18 protein-coding genes are annotated in these 17,768 nt (G+C 73.3%); 10 read left to right on the top strand and 8 right to left on the bottom strand.

Annotated features, from left to right (window positions below; translation table 11 throughout):
• The first annotated feature begins 15 nt into the window (after positions 1-15).
• From sph to ACF073_RS36045, 3 genes are all read left to right on the top strand, one after another.
• Positions 16-1,041 (top strand): sphingomyelin phosphodiesterase, encoded by a 1,026-nt coding sequence (gene sph / locus ACF073_RS36055; protein ID WP_392075706.1) that lies wholly within the window; start codon positions 16-18, stop codon positions 1,039-1,041.
• A gap of 208 nt (positions 1,042-1,249) precedes the next feature.
• Positions 1,250-1,702 (top strand): ATP-binding protein, encoded by a 453-nt coding sequence (locus ACF073_RS36050; RefSeq protein ID WP_392075705.1) that lies wholly within the window; start codon positions 1,250-1,252, stop codon positions 1,700-1,702.
• Between the two features lie 212 nt (positions 1,703-1,914).
• Positions 1,915-2,127: a hypothetical protein gene (locus ACF073_RS36045; protein WP_392075704.1), complete on the top strand. Its 213-nt coding sequence runs from the start codon at positions 1,915-1,917 to the stop codon at positions 2,125-2,127.
• 48 nt (positions 2,128-2,175) lie between these two features.
• Here the strand turns inward: ACF073_RS36045 and ACF073_RS36040 are convergent, their stop codons facing one another.
• Positions 2,176-3,204 carry an MASE1 domain-containing protein gene (locus tag ACF073_RS36040; protein ID WP_392075703.1) on the bottom strand — a complete coding sequence of 343 codons (1,029 nt, stop codon included), beginning with the start codon at positions 3,202-3,204 and terminating at the stop codon, positions 2,176-2,178.
• A 146-nt stretch (positions 3,205-3,350) separates the two neighbouring features.
• Entirely contained in the window at positions 3,351-4,181 is an 831-nt protein-coding gene (locus tag ACF073_RS36035; RefSeq protein ID WP_392075702.1) for a PP2C family protein-serine/threonine phosphatase, read from the bottom strand.
• 314 nt (positions 4,182-4,495) lie between these two features.
• Here ACF073_RS36035 and ACF073_RS36030 point away from each other — a divergent pair, with 314 nt between their 5' ends.
• Positions 4,496-4,810 carry a hypothetical protein gene (locus ACF073_RS36030; protein ID WP_392075701.1) on the top strand — a complete coding sequence of 105 codons (315 nt, stop codon included), beginning with the start codon at positions 4,496-4,498 and terminating at the stop codon, positions 4,808-4,810.
• A 106-nt stretch (positions 4,811-4,916) separates the two neighbouring features.
• Here ACF073_RS36030 and ACF073_RS36025 read toward each other — a convergent pair whose 3' ends face one another.
• Positions 4,917-5,609 (bottom strand): alpha/beta fold hydrolase, encoded by a 693-nt coding sequence (locus ACF073_RS36025; protein ID WP_392075700.1) that lies wholly within the window; start codon positions 5,607-5,609, stop codon positions 4,917-4,919.
• 268 nt (positions 5,610-5,877) lie between these two features.
• Between ACF073_RS36025 and ACF073_RS36020 the strand changes: the two genes are divergently transcribed.
• Positions 5,878-7,323, top strand: coding sequence for a glyceraldehyde-3-phosphate dehydrogenase (locus ACF073_RS36020; RefSeq protein ID WP_392075699.1), 1,446 nt, complete (start codon positions 5,878-5,880; stop codon positions 7,321-7,323).
• A 76-nt stretch (positions 7,324-7,399) separates the two neighbouring features.
• Here ACF073_RS36020 and ACF073_RS36015 read toward each other — a convergent pair whose 3' ends face one another.
• Complete coding sequence (locus ACF073_RS36015; RefSeq protein WP_392075698.1) at positions 7,400-9,346, bottom strand: collagenase; 1,947 nt, start codon at positions 9,344-9,346, stop codon at positions 7,400-7,402.
• Positions 9,347-9,505: 159 nt separating this feature from the next.
• A complete protein-coding gene (locus tag ACF073_RS36010; RefSeq protein WP_392075697.1) occupies positions 9,506-10,459 on the bottom strand; it encodes a LysR family transcriptional regulator in 954 nt (317 codons plus the stop codon).
• A 344-nt stretch (positions 10,460-10,803) separates the two neighbouring features.
• Here ACF073_RS36010 and ACF073_RS36005 point away from each other — a divergent pair, with 344 nt between their 5' ends.
• Entirely contained in the window at positions 10,804-11,361 is a 558-nt protein-coding gene (locus tag ACF073_RS36005; protein ID WP_392075696.1) for a hypothetical protein, read from the top strand.
• Positions 11,362-11,575: 214 nt separating this feature from the next.
• Here ACF073_RS36005 and ACF073_RS36000 read toward each other — a convergent pair whose 3' ends face one another.
• Positions 11,576-12,463, bottom strand: coding sequence for an NAD(P)-dependent oxidoreductase (locus tag ACF073_RS36000; RefSeq protein ID WP_392075695.1), 888 nt, complete (start codon positions 12,461-12,463; stop codon positions 11,576-11,578).
• Positions 12,464-12,531: 68 nt separating this feature from the next.
• Here ACF073_RS36000 and ACF073_RS35995 point away from each other — a divergent pair, with 68 nt between their 5' ends.
• The 3 genes from ACF073_RS35995 (at position 12,532) to ACF073_RS35985 (ending at position 14,897) form a co-directional block, all read left to right on the top strand.
• On the top strand, positions 12,532-12,939 hold the full coding sequence (locus tag ACF073_RS35995) for a winged helix-turn-helix transcriptional regulator (RefSeq protein ID WP_392075694.1): 408 nt from the start codon (positions 12,532-12,534) through the stop codon (positions 12,937-12,939).
• Positions 12,940-13,130: 191 nt separating this feature from the next.
• The gene (locus ACF073_RS35990) at positions 13,131-13,703 is read left to right on the top strand and encodes a TetR/AcrR family transcriptional regulator (protein ID WP_392075693.1); all 573 of its coding nucleotides are present in this window, start codon (positions 13,131-13,133) and stop codon (positions 13,701-13,703) included.
• A 27-nt stretch (positions 13,704-13,730) separates the two neighbouring features.
• Positions 13,731-14,897: a GDSL-type esterase/lipase family protein gene (locus ACF073_RS35985; RefSeq protein ID WP_392075692.1), complete on the top strand. Its 1,167-nt coding sequence runs from the start codon at positions 13,731-13,733 to the stop codon at positions 14,895-14,897.
• A 15-nt stretch (positions 14,898-14,912) separates the two neighbouring features.
• Here ACF073_RS35985 and ACF073_RS35980 read toward each other — a convergent pair whose 3' ends face one another.
• Both ACF073_RS35980 and ACF073_RS35975 read right to left on the bottom strand, forming a co-directional pair.
• Positions 14,913-15,581, bottom strand: a complete 669-nt coding sequence (locus ACF073_RS35980) for a class F sortase (RefSeq protein WP_392075691.1) — start codon at positions 15,579-15,581, stop codon at positions 14,913-14,915.
• A gap of 176 nt (positions 15,582-15,757) precedes the next feature.
• Entirely contained in the window at positions 15,758-16,384 is a 627-nt protein-coding gene (locus tag ACF073_RS35975; RefSeq protein ID WP_392075690.1) for a hypothetical protein, read from the bottom strand.
• 312 nt (positions 16,385-16,696) lie between these two features.
• Here ACF073_RS35975 and ACF073_RS35970 point away from each other — a divergent pair, with 312 nt between their 5' ends.
• On the top strand, positions 16,697-17,695 hold the full coding sequence (locus ACF073_RS35970; RefSeq protein ID WP_392075689.1) for a hypothetical protein: 999 nt from the start codon (positions 16,697-16,699) through the stop codon (positions 17,693-17,695).
• The last annotated feature ends 73 nt before the right edge of the window (positions 17,696-17,768 follow it).

Genomic DNA, 17,768 nt, shown 5'->3' with positions numbered 1-17,768 from the left:
ATCCCGGATGGTTGGATGTGCGGCGCCACTCAGCCCCTTCAGCACCAGGGAGATCCAGTGACGCCCTTCGCCCCGCGCCGCGCCCTCGCCGCGGCCGTACTCGCCCTCGCCCTGCCCGCGGCGGCGCTCGCCGGGCCCGCGCCGGCCGCCGCCGCCGAACCGGCGCCGGCGCTGCGGGTCCTGACGTACAACGTCTTTCTGATGAGCAAGAACCTGTACCCGAACTGGGGACAGGACCACCGGGCCGCCGCGATACCGAAGGCGTCGTTCTTCCAGGGCAACGACGTCGTCGTGCTGGAGGAGGCGTTCGACAACTCCGCGTCGGACGCGCTGCGGCGTACGGCGGCGGCCTCGTACCCGTACCAGACCCCGGTGGTCGGGCGCGGCCGCGACGGCTGGGACGCGACCGGCGGGGCCTACTCCGCCACCACGCCCGAGGACGGCGGCGTCACCGTGCTGAGCAAGTGGCCGATCCTGCGCAAGGAGCAGTACGTCTACCAGGACGCCTGCGGATCCGACTGGTGGTCCGACAAGGGCTTCGCGTACGTGGTGCTGAACGTCAACGGCACCAAGGTGCACGTCGTCGGCACGCACACGCAGTCCACGGACCCGGGGTGCGGCGCGGGCGAGGCGGCGCGGACGCGGTCCCGCCAGTTCCGGGCCATCGACGCCTTCCTGGACGCCAAGAACATCCCCGCCGGCGAAGAGGTGCTGATCGCGGGTGATCTGAACGTCGACTCGCGCAGTGCCGAGTACGGAAGCATGCTCGCCGACGCGGACCTCGCCGGGGCCGACGCCCGCACCGGGCACCCGTACTCCTTCGACACGCAGGAGAACTCCATCGCCCACGACCGCTACCCGACCGATCCGCGCGAGGACCTCGACTACGTCCTCGCCCGCGCCGGCCACGCCCGCCCGGCCGGCTGGCGCAACGAGGTCGTCAAGGAGCAGTCGGCGCCCTGGACGGTGTCGAGCTGGGGGACGTCGTACACGTACACGAACCTCTCGGACCACTATCCGTTGCGGGCGTTCGCGCAGTAGCCGCCTACCGCCTGCCCAGCGGGCCCGGAGATCCGGCGGAAGCGGATCGTCCGGGCCCGCTCCGCTGTTCCCGCGCGGTCGCGCCGCCTCCCACCAGGCATGCGGGTGCGTCCGGCGGATTCCTCGCGGAACGTCCCCCTTGTCCTGTGGTCCAGTGGGTAGCCGAGGGGAGACAACCCCTGACCCCGGAGGAAACGGGCCACGAGGTATGGAAACCCCGCTGAGGACACGCGCGAAAACGCCCGACCACCCGGCGCCGCTGCGCTACAGCCGCACCTGGGAGACCGGTGTGACGAGCATCGCCGAGGCGAGAGACGCGGTCACCGCCCTGCTCGCCCGCGTGCGACCCGCGCCCGGGCGGGTCCCGGTGCAGGACGCCCAGCTCGTCGTCAGCGAGCTCGTCACCAACGCGGCGAAGCACGCGCCCGGCCCGTGCGCACTGCTCCTGGAGCTGCTGCCCGGCGCCACCGCGCTGCGCATCACCGTCACGGACACCTCCCGGACACCCCCGCGCCGCCGCCGGCCCGATCCCCGGCGGATCGGCGGGCACGGCCTGCAACTGGTGGCGATGCTCGCCCACGGCCCCGAGGTGACCCCGCTGGCCCACGGCAAGCGGGTCAGCGCGACCGTGCCCCTCGCCGCGGCGGCCGGCGGGACGTGACGGCCGGGCCGGGGCGTACGGTCACGCGGACCGGCGCCGCCGGCGGGAGCGGTGCGGCCGGGCAGCGGTCCGGCAGCGCCCACGAGCCGGCGGCGGTCCGGCAGCGCCCACGACGATCAGACGGCCATGACGGCCCTGCTCGGGCGTGGTCGCCGCCGCCGATCCGCCGGGCGGAGGTGGGGGGCGGCCCCCGCCCGGGTACCCGGCGCCGCATGAGCGATCACGACCACGACCGACAGCACAAGGACACGACGGCGACGGGGCGGGCCGCACACCGACGCCGGCTCAACGAGGCGGCGGCCGTCGCGGACATGCCGCCGGGGCTCCTCGGGGTCTACCGCACCGCCGACGGTGGCCGCGGCACCCCGCCGGGCCCGGAGGGCACCGGTGCGGACGAGGGACCGGAGGACAGGCGGGAGCACTGACACCGCCGCGCGGCACCGGACCCGCGGCGCCCGCACGCCGCGGCCCGCTCACGGGGCCCCGGTCGGCCGGGACCGGTCGTCGACCGGGCCGGGCTGGTCGCGGGCGGCCTGCGGGCGGGGCGGTGCCTCGCCCGCCGTGAGGTGTTCCAGCACCTCGACCAGCTCCTGGCATGCCTTCTCCACCGAGCGCCGGGTGTTGCGCTGCTCGGTGATCACGGCGGACAGCAGCAGCGCGGTCAGCGCCATCGTGCCGTTGAACGCCTGGAGCTTCAGCATCACCGCGATCCGGCCCAGCTCCGCGAACGCGCCGATGCCCTCCGTGGCGGCGACGGTGGCCACCACGGAGGTGAACAGCGCGCACAGCACACTCCCGAGCAGCTGGAACCGCAGGGCGGCCCAGATGATGAGCGGGTAGACCAGGAAGAGCAGGCTGATCGAGCTGAGGATGGCCAGCGGTACGAGAGCGCAGGCGATGACGGCGAGCGCGGTGGCCTCCTTCCAGCGGCCGAGGGGCAGCGGCCGGCGGGCCCCGGCCAGCATGAGCAGCAGCGGCGTGACGATCAGGACGCCCATCGCGTCGCCCACCCACCAGGCGAGCCAGACGGGCCAGAGGCTGTGCCCGGCCAGGTTGTCCGTGACGACGAGCATGCCGACGCCTACGGTGGCGCTGATCAGGGTGGCGGTCAGCGCGGCCAGGAACACCAGGGCGAGGCCGTCGCGCAGCCGGGCGAGGTCGGTACGGAATCCGGCCCGGCGCAGCAGGAGCGCGGCGCACACGGGCGCGGCGGTGTTGCCGAAGAGGATGCCGAGCACCCAGATGTCGGGACTGGTGAGGTACAGGACGGCGCAGAAGGCGCCGAGCGAGATGCCGGGCCAGCACCGCAGGCCGAAGACCAGCAGCGCGGCGAGGGCGACACCGCTCGCCGGCCAGATGGGGGTGACCACGGCGCCCTCGACGGTCAGCCGGCGCAGCAGGCCGAGCCGGGCCGCCCCGTAGTAGCAGGCCGTGACGAGCAGCACCTGGACGATGAGGCCGCCCGGCCGGCGCAGCTGCTCGATACCCACCACAGCAGCCATCTCACACCGATGGCCGCGGGTCGGCGAGGCGAGGCGGCCTCCGGTCCGGCCCTATGGCTGAATGCCGGAGCGCTCCGGCGGCCTTCCGCGCGGGCCGGGCGGGGCCGGACACGGGTCGGCCCGGAGCCGGGGGCGGGGCGGGCGGCTCAGGTCGCGGCGCACGGCCCGTCGACACCCACGACCAGGACGGCGGCGTCGTCCTCGTGTCCCACGCTCTCCGCCCCCTTGATCACGGCCGAGGCGAGCGCGTGGGCCTCCAGGCCGGCGACGGCGGCGATGCCGGCGAGCCGCGCCACCTGGTCGAGGCCGTCCTCGACGTACAGCGAGGGCCCCTCCACGACACCGTCGGTGAGCAGGACGAACACTCCGCCGGTGGTGAGCCGGTGCCGGGTCACCTCGTACTCGATGCCTTTCTCGATGCCGAGCGGCGGGCCTCCTTCGTCGTCGACGATGCCGGATTTGCCGTCCGCGGTGGCCCAGATGGAGGGGATGTGGCCGGCCCGGGCGCTCTCCAGCACCCCGGTGGCCGTGTCGAGCCGCATGAAGGTGCAGGTGGCGAAGAGATCGCTGCCCAGGGAGATCAGCAGGTCGTTGGTGCGGGCCAGGAGTTCGCCGGGTTCGCCGGTGACCGAGGCGAGCGCCCGCAGCCCGGCCCTGACCTGGCCCATGAAGGCCGTGGCCTCGATGTTGTGGCCCTGCACATCCCCGATGGACAGTCCGATCCGGCCGTCCGGCATGACGAAGGCGTCGTACCAGTCGCCGCCGACGTTGAGACCGAGGTTGGCGGGCGCGTACCGCACGGCCAGGTGCAGGCCGGGAGCGGCGGGCAGGTCCCGGGGGAGCATGCCGCGCTGCAGGGCGATGGCCAGTTCGACCTGGGTGCGCTGCGCCTCCGCGCGCTGACGCGCCTGGGCGGTGAGCGAACCGAGTCTGACCAGCAGCTCGTCGCCTTCGTCCGGGGGGCGCTTGCGGGGCATCGATCACTTCCGGCGGGGTGGTGGCGCGCGGCGGCCCGATCGCCTGAATCTTTGGCAAACGCCTAGATTTTACCTATATAGGAGTATTACGCCCCAGGGGTGACCGGGGACGGCCCGGTCCGAGCGGGCCGTCACGGGCCGCGCCCAGCGGGCCGGTGGCCGGGCCCGGGGACGGGCTCCTTCCCCCGCGCCGCCGTCACCCGGACGGTTGACCTGCCCGTGTCGGCGCCGGGGCCTGGCGGGCGCAGGGTGGGAGATTACGGGTGCGGCCCCGTTCCGCGTCTCCCCCGTCTGTGCTCACTAAGGACACCCCTATGCGCCTGTGTCGTCCGCTCGCCGCCGTGCTCGGCGGTCTCGCCCTCACCCTGACCGTCGCGGGCTCCGCGCTGGCCGTCGACGGCTCGTTCCTCTGGGTCGGCCCCAAGGGCAAGGCGTACGCCATCGACAGCCCGCCGGACAACAGGTGCCTCGACATGGCCCAGGAGGCCCGCGGTGCCCGCAACGCGACGAAGAAGACGCTCGTCGTCTACAGCCAGAAGAAGTGCAAGGGGTCGCAGCGGCGCCTCGCTCCCGGCAAGTCGGCGCCCGCGGACGCCCGCTTCGCCAGCGTGATCTTCAACCCGCGCTGACGGGACGGGCACGGTCCTTCCCAGGGGGGCGTGAGCCCCCCTCCCCCAGGCCCGCCATGCCCCTCGGACCTCGCGGTCTCTCGGATCCCTCGGTCTCTCGGATCCCTCAGATCCAGCCGTCCAGTGCGCCCATGAAGCCGTCGAAGTCGTCCCGGTAGAGGCTGTGCCCCGCGCCGTCGACCGTACGGACCTCGAAGCCCCGCCGGACCAGCATCTCGCCGAGACCGGGGCGCATCAGCTCGCCGGTGCCGGCCAGCACCACCAGCGACGGCACCAGCGGGCGGGCCGGAGTCTGGCTGACCGCGTAGATGCCCGGGAGGACGGCGGCCGACGCGGGGTCCCAGGCCGCGAGCGTGGCCAGCTCGATGTCCACGTCGGCCTCGTCCCAGCGGGGATTGAGGCTGCTGATCATCACGCGGTTCGCGGTCTTGAAGGCGGCGAAGTACGCGGACGCCTGGACCAGCTTCTCCCGCATGTCCCAGGCCGGATCGCAGTAGACGGCGCGGGCGGGCGCCAGCCGTTCGACGGCGCGGGCCAGCGCCAGCGCTCCGAGCGAGTGCCCGATCGCCAACTCCGGCCGCTCCGGGAGGGTTTCGACGAGGTCGGCCGCCCAGCTCTCGGGGCTGTACTCGCCCCGGCCGCTCGCGCCGTGTCCGCGCAGGTCGACACCGATGACCCGGTATCCCTTGTCCGCGAGCACGGGTGCGACCCGGCGCCAGGTGCGGTGGTCGGACATGATCCCGTGCACGAGGACGGCGATCCGGTCGCCGGTCCCCCACTCGTGCGTGTGCAGCCTCATCGGCGGCTCCTCCCCCCGTCAGAATCGGTCCGATCATGTCATCGCGGCCGGTGCCGGTACCACTCCCTCGGGACGGCGGACGTCCGCCCTCCCGCGGAAACGTCCGCCCTCCCGCGCTCAGTGCCCTGCTCATGGCCCTTTCGGGTCCGCTCGACCGCTGCGGGGCGCGGCACCGGGAGCGGCCCGCACGAGCCGGGGGCACCCCCTCCGAGCGCCTTCCCGACGTGTGGTTATCATATGAGCGCTGCCTAGCTCGAAAGATGGATCTGTGACTGTCAACGACGACTCGTTCACCAACTGGAAGATCCGCGAGGAGATCGCGGAGTCGATGATCCCGCTCATCGGGAAGCTGCACCGCGAGCGGGACGTGACCGTCCTGCTGCACAGCCGCTCCCTGGTGAACAAGTCGGTGGTCAGCCTCCTGAAGACGCACCGCTTCGCCCGGCAGATCGCCGGTGCCGAGCTGTCGGTCACCGAGACCATGCCGTTCCTGGAGGCCCTGACCGCGCTCGACCTCGGTCCGTCCCAGATCGACCTCGGCATGCTGGCCACGATGTACAAGGCCGACGAGCGCGGGCTGAGCGTGGCGGAGTTCACCGCCGAGGCGGTCGCCGGTGCCACGGGCGCCGGCAAGATCGAGCGCCGCGAGCCCCGCGACGTCGTCCTCTACGGCTTCGGCCGCATCGGCCGCCTCGTCGCCCGGCTGCTCATCGAGAAGGCCGGCTCCGGCAACGGCCTGCGGCTGCGCGCCATCGTCGTGCGCGGCGGCGGCGCCCAGGACATCGTCAAGCGCGCCTCGCTGCTGCGCCGCGACTCCATCCACGGGCAGTTCCAGGGCACGATCACCGTGGACGAGGACAGCAGCACGATCGTCGCCAACGGCAACGCGATCAAGGTGATCTACGCCGACGACCCGACGTCCCTTGACTACACGGAGTACGGCATCCGGGACGCCATCCTGATCGACAACACCGGCAAGTGGCGCGACCGCGAGGGCCTGTCCAAGCACCTGCGCCCCGGTATCGAGAAGGTCGTGCTGACCGCTCCGGGCAAGGGCGACGTCCCGAACATCGTGCACGGCGTCAACCACGACACCATCAAGCCGGACGAGCAGATCCTGTCCTGCGCCTCCTGCACCACCAACGCGATCGTCCCGCCGCTGAAGGCGATGGACGACGAGTACGGTGTGCTGCGCGGCCATGTGGAGACCGTCCACTCGTTCACCAACGACCAGAACCTGCTGGACAATTACCACAAGTCCGAGCGCCGCGGCCGCTCCGCGCCGCTCAACATGGTCATCACCGAGACCGGCGCCGCCTCCGCCGTCGCCAAGGCGCTGCCCGAGCTCAAGGCGAAGATCAGCGGCAGCTCGATCCGGGTCCCGGTGCCGGACGTGTCGATCGCGATCCTCAACCTCCAGCTGGCCCGCGAGGCCACCCGCGAGGAGGTCCACGACTACCTGCGCGAGGTCTCGCTGACCTCGCCGCTCAAGCGCCAGATCGACTTCACCATGGCGCCCGACGCGGTCTCCAGCGACTTCATCGGCTCGCGCCACGCCTCGATCGTGGACGCCGGCGCCCTGAAGGTCGACGGCGACAACGCGATCCTCTACCTCTGGTACGACAACGAGTTCGGCTACTCCTGCCAGGTCGTCCGGGTCGTCCAGCACGTGTCGGGCGTGGAGTACCCGACGTACCCGGCGACGGCGGTCTGATCCCCGCGGCTCCGCGTACGCGTACGGCCGCCGACCGGTGTTCCGGTCGGCGGCCGTTCTGCCGCTGCGCGCGTGGTCAGGCCGCGGCGGGCCGGGCGCAGGCGCCGGCGGCGCACGCCGTGAGCCACTGGTCGAAGTCCGCGTCGTAGCGGGTGCCGATGCCGTCGTGGTAGACGGCGTATCCGCCGGTGTAGTCACCGACGCGGAAGCGGTCGAGCATGCGCTGGACGTCGTCGGGGTGCCGCTCGATCATGTAGCGCACGGCGAGGTAGCCCCACGGGTAGGTGCGGGTCACGTCGCTGTTGTCGTAGGTGCTCTCGAACAGGGTGCTGAGCCGGTACGTGTGCCTGCCGGCCTCCTGGACGGCCTGCTCGTCGGCGAGGCCGCGGTAGCTGTAGGAGACGTACTCGGCGAGGCCCTCGATCCACCACACGTCCGGCACGGATATCTGCCGGCCGAAGTCGCCCTTCATGTCGTCACGGGCGTCCAGGAAGTGCGTGTACTCGTGGTTGAGGTTCCAGATGCGGGCCGGGAAGCCGTTGTCGTCGTCCCGCTGGTACATGACCGACATCGGCTGGTTGGTGGGGTCCGACGGATCGCCGCCCAGCGTCATCCCGCCGTTGTCGGTGCTGATCCCGTACATCGCCCCCGCGTACGTCTGGTAGTCGGCGCGGCTGGCGAAGACGACGAGCCGGAGCGTGGAGGCGTACTGCCCGGGTATCGGGCCGCCGGCCCGTACGACGGAGCGGAAGTAGGCGTCCTGGCGGAGCACACTGGCGCAGGCGGCGTCGAGGTCGGCGGCGGTCAGTGCCTGGGCGCGGATCGTGACGGCGGCGTCGCAGGGGTGGGTGACGGGCAGGACGGCCCTGTCGAGCTTGGCCGGCAGGTCGCAGACGTCGTAGTAGGCGCAGCCGGCGCTGTCGTAGTAGCCGGCCTGTGTGGCCACGGCCACCCACAGTCCGGCCGTGGGGCCGGTCATCGCGGTCCGGTCCAGCAGGTCCTTCGCCAACGGCTTGGCTGTGTCGCGCAGTTCGGGGTGCTCGACGTAACGGGCGACGTTCATGCCGGCGTTGGAGTCCAGGAAGGCCAGGTCGGTGCCGAGCTGGTCGGTGTTGGCCAGCGCGAAGTCGTAGAGGGTGTCGATGACGCGCGGGTCGGCGGCCACCGCCTGCACGTACCGCGGGTTCCAGTTGCCGCGCCACAGCGGCGTGTAGACGTCGTTGACGGCCCTGATCATGCTGTCCACCGCGTCGTAGGAGCTGTCGTAGGCGTTGAGCAGCCGGCGGTAGACGTAGAGGTAGCGGCCCTGCTGGTCGGCGCTGTCGGTGAGGATCACGGTCTCGCCGAGGATGTCGCCGTTGGCCGCCGTGACGTCCCGGGAGTGGGAGCGGGCGAAGAAGGCGTCCAGGCCGCTCGTGACCGCCGTGGCGAGGCGGGTGGTGTACGCGCCCGTGTCCCCGGGGTGGTTGAACTGCACGTAGTAGCCGGCGCGCAGGAAGAGGACCAGCTGGAGCTGGCTGCCGCGGTTGTCGCCCTGGTACTGCCCGGCGGCGCGGGTGTAGGCGTTGGCGACGGTCAGCATCTGGGCCTCGCGGAAGATGGCGCGGGCGTCCGTGCCGGTGACCGAGAAGAGGGTGTTGACGCAGTCCGGGGTCGCCGCCTTGAGGTAGGAGACGAGGGTGGATCCGGTACGGCTGCCGAAGTCGGCCGGGGTGCAGGAGGCCGCTCGCGCCGGGCGGGCGGCCGGACGGGTGAACGCCGGCTGCTGCGGGGGCAGTTGGACCGCGGCGAGCCGCTGGGGCCGGATCGCGGGGTGCTCGGTGACGGCCGGCCGCGCGGCCTCGGGCGAGGGCACGGGGAGGTGTGCTCGGGGTGCGGTGGCCGTGCCGGGGTGCGACGGGGGTGCCGCCAGGGCCGGGGTGGACAGCAGGCCGGTGAGGGTGACGCAGACGGCGGCTGCACCGGCGATGCGGCCGAGCGTGCCTCTCGGCGCGCGTCCGGGCAGCGCGAAGCGATAGCGCATCGGGATTCCTCCACGAAGGGGTGCGCCTCTGTGGGGTGTTGAGGCGTGTGAGGCACTGTCTCAGCGCGCCACCCGCCCAACAATGGCGTGTGACATAGCACATGGCACTGGCCGCTCATAACATCGCGGGCAGCCCGTTACGGGCTTCGCGACGGACTCCTAGGCTCCGGCGACGCTCCAGGTGCGCGAGGCCCACGTACGCAGATGCGGGGCCTGGGCGACGAGATCGCGGTACGCGGCCATGGCGGACTGGGCCAGCGTCTCGACGACGTCGTCGGTGACGCGGTCCGGCCGCCAGGCCAGCACATAGCGGCACCACAGCGGAGTGCCGACGAGCGGCTTGACCAGCACGTGCGGGATCGGCCGCAGCGTCGGCTGCACGAGGGACACCCCGACCCCGTCGGCGATCATGCTCTGCAGCTGGGTCTGGTCGCCGAGCCACTCGTGCACGGTCACCGGCGTGAACCCGGCCGCCGCGCAGGCGTCGTAGAACACCCCCGGCCAGCCGGCGCCGTCGTCCGGGGTGACGAACCAGGCGTCCTCGGCGAGGTCGGCGAGCTGCACCTGGGCGCTGCGGCGCAGCCGGTGCCGGGACGGCAGGGCGACGAAGGTGGGCTCGGTGACGATGCCGCGGTGGCGTACGGCCGCCGAGTGCCGCAGTTCCATGCCCGGGTAGTCGGCGGCGATGGCGGCGTCCACCGCGCCCTCCTCCAGCAGCTCCACGATCCGGGAGGACGCGTAGACGCTGGTGACGGCGAGGGTCAGCTCCGGCAGCCGGGCGCGGATGCGGGACACCGTGCCGGACAGCATGGGCGAGTTGGTCGCGGCCACGCGCAGGGTCCGGCCGGGGCGGGCCGCGGCCGGGCGGTGACCGATCGCCGCGGCCCGCGCGAGGACGTCCCGGGCCTGCTCGACCACCTCGGCGCCGTAGCGGGTCGGCCGGACGCCGCTCGGGCCGCGCTCGAAGAGCGGCTCGCCCAGATGGCGTTCGATGCGCCGGAGCTGGGTGCTGACGGCGGGCTGCGAGTAGCCCAGCTGCGTGGCGGCGCGGCCGACGCTGCCCGCGTCGGCGATCGCGCACAGCACCCGCAGATGCCGCAGCTCCAGCTCCATCCGTCCACTCCCCGTTCCGTCCCGGCAGGTCGCGCCCTGTCCCGCGCACCGTCCGCTCACCGCGCCCGTCCTGGCCACGACCGGCCGACCGCAGCGTTCCATTGTGCCCTCCGGGGCACAAGGCGCAGGTCCGCCAGGTCCGCCGGGGCCGACGGGGCCGACGGGTCCGCCGGGACCCGCCGCTCCGTCCGCCGGCCCGTACGGACAGCGGCACGCGCGCCCGTACCGGGAGCAGGCCCGCCCCTCGCCCCCGCTCATCACTCCGATGGCGGATACAGCGGGCAGGTGCCAGGTGGTGAGGTTGGTCCGTACGGGTTGCTCAGCCACCCGTATGCGCTGCCCCTATGACCGAGAGCACGCCTGATCCGCCGATGCCGCCTCCCCCACGCGTCACCAGCCCGCCCGTTTCCCGGCTCCTCGTCAGCGGCCTGTTCCTGGCCCTCGCCGTGTCGGGGTGCGGCGCCCGGACCGCCCCGCACCGCCTGGCCCCGGACGAGGTCATCAAGGCCGCCACCCAGCGGCTGACCGACTCCTGCCTGACCCGCCAGGGCCTCACCCCGCCCCGCCCGGGGCAACGGACCTCCGACGCCGAGCAACAGCGTGTCTCCGCCGCGCTCTTCGGCACGGGACCGGCGGAGCTGAGCCTTGCCCTGCCGACCGGATATGTGGTGCGGGCCCATACCGACGGGTGTCTTGCGGCGGCACAGCAGCGGCTCTACGGCGATCAGCGCCGCTGGTTCCAGGTGTCCGTGATCGTCGACAACCTCCGGCCCGAGGCCGACCACGCCCACCGCAGCCTGGCCCAGGTGCGCGCCCGGCACCGCGCCGAGATCACCGACTGGCAGCGGCTGCGCGCGCACGCCCTCACCCAGGCCGCCGCCGTCCTCGACCCGAACACCTGAGGGGAGACCCGTGGCCGTGCAGCGCCTCACCGCTCTCCTCACCACGACGCCGCCACGCGCCGGCGTCACGCCGGCCACCTCGGCCGCCGCGCAGGCCGCTGACCGCGGCTCCGGCTGACTCCGCCGCACGGAGAGGCCGGGCGCAGCGCCGGTGCGGACGAGCTGGGCGGCTCCCGCACCTGGAGCAGCGGTCGCCGAGCCGCCCGGATCGGGTTCAGTGGCGGCCCAGCATCTCCGCCACCCGGATGATCCCGTCCGTGCCGTGGCCGAGGCCGATGACCCGGCGGGCCATGCCCTCCACCGCGCGCATCACGCCGGCGTCGATGCCGTGCGACTCGGAGACCTCGACCACGTGGGCCATCGTGGAGACGGCCGAGGAGACGGGGTTGATCCCGCCGGAGTAGGTGCCGCTGTCGGCGTCCCGCGCGAACTCCTCGAACAGCGGCGGCAGAATCGCGCCGATGCCCTGGGCGAAGGGAGCCAGTTCCCGCGCGGTGACACCCTCCGCCCGGGCGATCGCCACCGCGTGCGCGTAACCCGCCATCGCGGTCCAGAAGATGTCGAGCAGGGCGATGTCGTAGGCGGCCGCGCGCCCGATCTCCTCGCTCAGGTGGGTGTGCGTGCCGCCGAGCACGTCCAGCACGGGCCGGTACGTCTCGTAGAGGTCACGCGGTCCGCTGTGCAGGAAGACCGCCTCCGGGGTGCCGATACTGGGGGCTGGTGTCATGATCGCGCCGTCCAGGTACCCGATGCCGTGGGCCGCCGCCCACCGCGCGGTGTCCCGGGCGCGGGACGGGGTGTCGGCGGTCAGGTTCACGACGGTACGGCCCTTCAGCGCGCGGGCGACCTCGTCGCGGCGCAGGACCGCGTCACAGGCGTCGTAGTTCACCACGCAGACGACGACCACCTCGCCGGCGGCGACGGCTTCCTCGGCCGATTCGGCGCCGGCCGCCCCCCGCTCGGTCAGCTCACCGTCCTTGCCGGGCGTGCGGTTCCAGACCGTGGTCCGCAGGCCCGCCCGGAGGAAGGCGCCCGCGAGGGAGCGGCCCATCGGACCGAGACCGAGCACGGTGACGGCAGGAAGATTCACGGACATGGACATGTTTGAACTCCTGTACAGGTGAAGGAAGAACGGCCGCTAGGGCCGGTGTGAGAACGGAGAGGCCGCCGATGACGCGCAGCCGCGCCCAGGACCCGGACGTCTGCGGAGTGACCGCCGCGATCGCCGTGATCGACGGCAAGTGGAAGACGTCGCTGCTGTGGCTGCTGGAGTCGGGCACGCACCGGCCCGCCGAACTGCGCCGCCGGCTGCCGGGGCTGAGCGAGAAGGTGCTGACTCAGGCGCTGCGCGAGATGGAGGAGGACGGTCTGGTCCACCGCGAGGTGCACGATGTGCTGCCGCTGAAGACGGAGTACTCGCTCACCGCCTTCGGCCGCGATCTGGCCGGGGCGCTGGGCCCGTTGACCGACTGGGGCCATCGCCGTCTGGAGCGTCTCCGCGAGCGCCGGACGGCTCGCGCCACGGTGTCCCGCCGCACGGTCGCTGTCACCTCCCCTCCTGTCTCCGACAGCCCCTGACCTCGGAGAACAGCCTCTCTCGCCGACCGGGCGCTGCCAAGTACGCACAAAAAGGTGGGTGTGCGGCCCGGCTCCGGGGCTCCCTGGTGATCCGCGCGCCGGCGGCGACCGAGCCGACCCGAATGACCCTTCCTGTTTGCCTAAAGCTATTAGGAAGCTTCATAATCGGTTACGGCAGAGGGGAGAGATCGATGACGCGTGCGGGTCTGACCACCGAACGCCTGGTCCAGGCCGGTGCGGAGCTGGCCGACGAGGTCGGCTTCGAGCAGGTGACGGCGTCCGCCGTGGCCCGGCGGTTCGACGTCAAGGTCGCGAGCCTGTACTCGCATCTGAAGAACTCCCAGGACCTGAAGACACGGATCGCGCTGCTCGCCCTGGAGGAGCTGGCCGACCGTGCCGCCGAGGCGCTGGCAGGGCGGTCCGGGAAGGACGCCCTCGGCGCCTTCGCGAACGTCTACCGCGACTACGCCCGCGCCCACCCCGGCCGCTACACGGCGGCCCGCCACCCGCTGGACACCGAGACGGCGGCCGGCAGCGCGGGCGTCCGCATCTCCCAGCTCACCCGGGCGATCCTGCGCGGCTACGACCTCACCGAGCCCGACCAGACCCATGCGGTCCGCCTCCTCGGCAGCGTCTTCCACGGTTACGTCAGCCTGGAGACGGCCGGCGGCTTCAGCCACAGCGCGCCCGACTCGCAGGAGTCGTGGACGCGGATCCTGGACGCCCTGGACTCGCTGCTCCGCAACTGGCCCGCCCGCCCCTGAACGACCCCGGAAACACAGGCAGACACGATGCACACCGTCCCCCTCACCCCCGACCTGATCCGCGGCGCCCTCGAACTGGAGCGCACCGCGCACGGCCTGCTGCCGCACCGGCTCCCGGCCCGGGCCCGCGCCCAGTGCGCCGACCCGCAGCTGGCCCTGGTGGAGTCCCAGCCCTCCGGCGTGCGGCTGGTCCTGCGCACCCGCGCGACCACCGTCGAGCTGGACACCCTGCCGACCAAGCGGGTCTACCCCGGCCTACCGCCCCGCCCGGACGGCCTGTACGACCTGCTGGTCGACGGCCGCCCGGCCGGCAGCGCCGCCCTCGCCGACGGCAGCACCCTCACCATCGATCTGGCCACCGGCTCGGCCGAGCACCGGCCCGGCCCGGTGGGCACCGTGCGCTTCACCGGTCTGCCGGACAGGGTCAAGGACGTGGAGATCTGGCTGCCGCACAACGAGACGACCGAACTCGTCGCACTGCGCGCCGACGCCCCCGTCGAGCCCGTACCGGACCGGGGCCGCAGGGTGTGGCTGCACCATGGCAGTTCGATCAGCCACGGCTCCGACGCGGCCAGCCCCACCACCACCTGGCCGGCGCTCGCCGCGTCCCTCGGCGGAGCGGAGCTGATCAACCTCGGCCTCGGCGGCAGCGCGCTGCTCGACCCGTTCACCGCACGCGCGCTGCGCGACACGCCCGCCGACCTGATCAGCGTCAAGCTCGGCATCAACGTGGTGAACGCCGACCTGATGCGGCTGCGCGCCTTCGGTCCCGCCGTGCACGGCTTCCTGGACACCGTGCGCGAGGGCCATCCCGACGTCCCGCTGCTCGTCGTCTCGCCGGTGCTGTGCCCGCTGCACGAGGACACGCCCGGCCCCACCGCCATGGACATGGCGGCGCTGGGCGAGGGCCGGGTGGGGTACCGGGCCGCCGGGGATCCGGCCGAGCGGGCCGCCGGGAAGCTCACCCTGCGGGTCATCCGCGAGGAGCTGGCCCGGATCGTGCGCGAACGCTCGGCCGAGGACCCGGCGCTGCACTACCTGGACGGCCGGGAACTGTACGGCGAGGCCGACTTCGCCGAGCTGCCGCTGCCCGACGCCCTGCACCCGGACGCCGCCGGCCACCGCCGGATCGGCGAGCGGTTCGCGGCCCTGGCGTTCGCCGCCGACGGCCCCTTCGCGCACCGCGCCGCCTGACCGCGCCCCGCCGGCTCACTCCAGATGGGCGAAGACGACCAGGTTGTCCGTGTAGTCCCGCACCGTGCGGTCGTAGTCCCCGGCGCAGGTGATGAGCCGGACCTCGGGACGGTCGGCGTCCGCGTACACCAGATCGCTCGGGAAATCGTCCTTCGCGAAGGTCTCGGAGTCGTCCACGACGAAGTCCGCGGTGCTCCCGTCGGACCGCTCCACGGCGAACCGGTCGCCGGGCTCCAGTTCGCCGAGGTCGGCGAAGACGGCCGGCGAGGTCACCGTGTCGACGTGCCCGGCGATGATCGCGGTGCCGTCCTCCCCGGGCGAGACGCCCGCGGCGTACCAGCCGACGAGATTGGTGTCGCCCGCCGGCGGCGGCTGGAGCTGGCCCGAGGCACCGATGGTCAGGGTGGTGAAGGGGGCGTCGACGGAGATCTTCGGGATGCGCAGCCGGGTCGGTGTGGCCCGGGACATCGCGTCGCCGTCGTGCCGCGGGCCGGTGACGGAGCCGGCGCCCGAGGCCCGCTGCGCCTCCGGTTTGTCATCCGGGCCCTGATGGCCGCCGAACAGGCTGACGGCGAGGAACACGGCCGCCGCGCCCCAGAGCATCATCCGGCCGCCGCGGCCGGAACGGCGGTCGTCCGGTGCCGCTGGGGTCGAGGCAGGGGTCGAGGGGGAATCTGCTGCCATCGGACACCACCTCACTCGGGCACGGCAGCACGGGGATCGGAGCAGGGACGGGACGGCGCCGGGGCCGGCGCCGAGGGGCACGGGCCACCGCGCCCGGGGGCGGGCGCAGGGGGCGCGGGCCGCCGACACGAGCGGCGCGTCGGCGGTGTCCGCAGCCCCTGGGACCTGCCGGTCCGTCAGGACACCGGGCCGGCGGCCTTCTTGCGGCGCAGCGCGTACGCACCGGTGGCGCCTACGGCCAGCACGGCGAGGCCGCCCGCGGTGACACCGGGCGTGGCGAGCCCGCCGCCGCCGGTGTGCATTCCACCGCGCGGCTTGCCGCCCTCCTCGTCACCCCAGTCGCCCTTGCCGCTCTTGCCTCCCTTGTCTCCCTTGCCGCCCCCGCCGCCGCCCCCGCCGCCCCCGCCGCCCTCGTCCTCGTCCTCGCTGTCCCCGCCCTTGTCGCGGTAGCTCTCGGGGTCGAACCGGCTGTCGTCGTTCTCCGAGCCCCAGCCGCCGCTGCGCACCGAGGCGAGCGCTCCGCCACCCGTGTGCATTCCGCCGCGCGGCCCGTCGTGTTCCCCGCCGCCGCCGCGCTCGTTGCCGTAGTCCTTGTCCTGTTCCTCGTCGGAGCCCTTGTCACGGCCGCTGTCGGATCCCTTGTCACGGTCACTGCCGGAGTCGCTGTCCTTCTCCTTGCTGTAGGAAGAGTCGTCCTGGCCGCTGTCGTGCTCGGCCGGGACGGCGAACGCGGCGCCGGGCGTCGCGAAGGCGAGGGCGGCTGTGGCTGCCGCCGTCGCCAGGAGCATGCGGGCAGAGCGCATAGTGATGTCCTTCCGCCGTGACCGGGCAGCGGATACCTCATCAGCTGGATGGCCCGGCCTCGACATGAACCACCGTCAGCGAGGCCCCCGGCTCCCACCATCCGGGCCGTCCAGCCGTGTCACCATGCCACCCGTCTGCCCCAGCGTTCCGGCCGCGCGACCCCTCGTCCGGGTCAATCGCCGGGGCGGCCGTACGCCTGCGGGAGTGATCGGGCCGTACGGCATCCGGGGCGCGGACCCGGCCCCCGTTCCCGCGTCCGGCGTCCGGCGCTCGTGTCCGACGGTGCCGCCGCGCCGCCATGGAGGTGCCCCATGCCCGTGAACCCCCGCCGCCGCACCAGGACCCGGCGGGCCGCCGCCGCGTGGGCCGGCGCGCTGGTCGCCGTCGCCGTCACCGCGGTTCCGGCCCGCGCCGGGACGGAGACGGTGACGGAGTATCCGGTCACCACGACGGCCGGTGCCGCTCCGGCCGGTATCACCGGCGGTCCGGACGGCGCGCTGTGGTTCGCGGAGCACGGCGCCGGACGGATCGGGCGGATGGCCGCCGACGGCACGGTCACCGACTTCCCCACCTCGGGACCGGACACCGGTCCTGCCGAGATCGTCCAGGGCCCGGACCGGGCGCTGTGGTTCACCGAGACCGCCGCCGGCCGGATCGGCCGGATCACCACCGGCGGGCGCCTCACCGAGTTCCCGCTGCCGAGGGCCGGCGGCGGGCCGACCGGGATCACGCTCGGCCCGGACCTGGCCCTGTGGTTCACCGAGGCGAGCGGGAACCGGATCGGCCGCATCACCGCCTCCGGCGGCATCACCGAGTATCCGGTGCCCACCCCGGACGCCTCCCCGCACTCCATCGCGGCCGGCGGGGACGGCGCCCTGTGGTTCACCGAGCTGAGCGGCGGCAAGGTCGGCCGGATCACCACCGGCGGGCGCGTCAGCGAGTTCCCGCTGCCCGGCGGGGCCAGTTTCCCGGGCGGCATCGTCGCGGGTCCCGGCGGCATGTGGCTCACCGCGTCCGGTCTGGGCGCGGCCGTCCGGATCGACTACACCGGACGTCTCACCCGGTTCCCGCTGCCCGGTCAGGACGGCCTGCCGGGCGGCATCACCCGCGGGCCCGACGGCCTCGTCTGGTACGCCGACCAGACCGGCCGGATCGGCCGGATCACCGCGACGGGCGCGGTCACCACCTTCCCCGTGCCCGACGGCGGCGAGAAGCTCCCGCTCGGCCTGGCCTCCGGGCCCGGCCGGGCCGTGTGGTTCACGGAGCTGCTCGGCAACGCGGTCGGCCGCGTCCGGGTCCGCGCCGGGTGATGCCCAGCCCTCTTGTTATGACCGCTGTCATAACCCAGTCTGGTACGGAGGCAGGCCGAGGCGGTGGGAGGAA

Source organism: Streptomyces sp. NPDC015171 (assembly GCF_043079545.1).
Taxonomy (GTDB): Bacteria; Actinomycetota; Actinomycetes; order Streptomycetales; family Streptomycetaceae; genus Streptomyces.
Note: the sequence above shows the minus strand (reverse complement) of the source record. Positions and strands in the feature narration are given on the sequence as shown.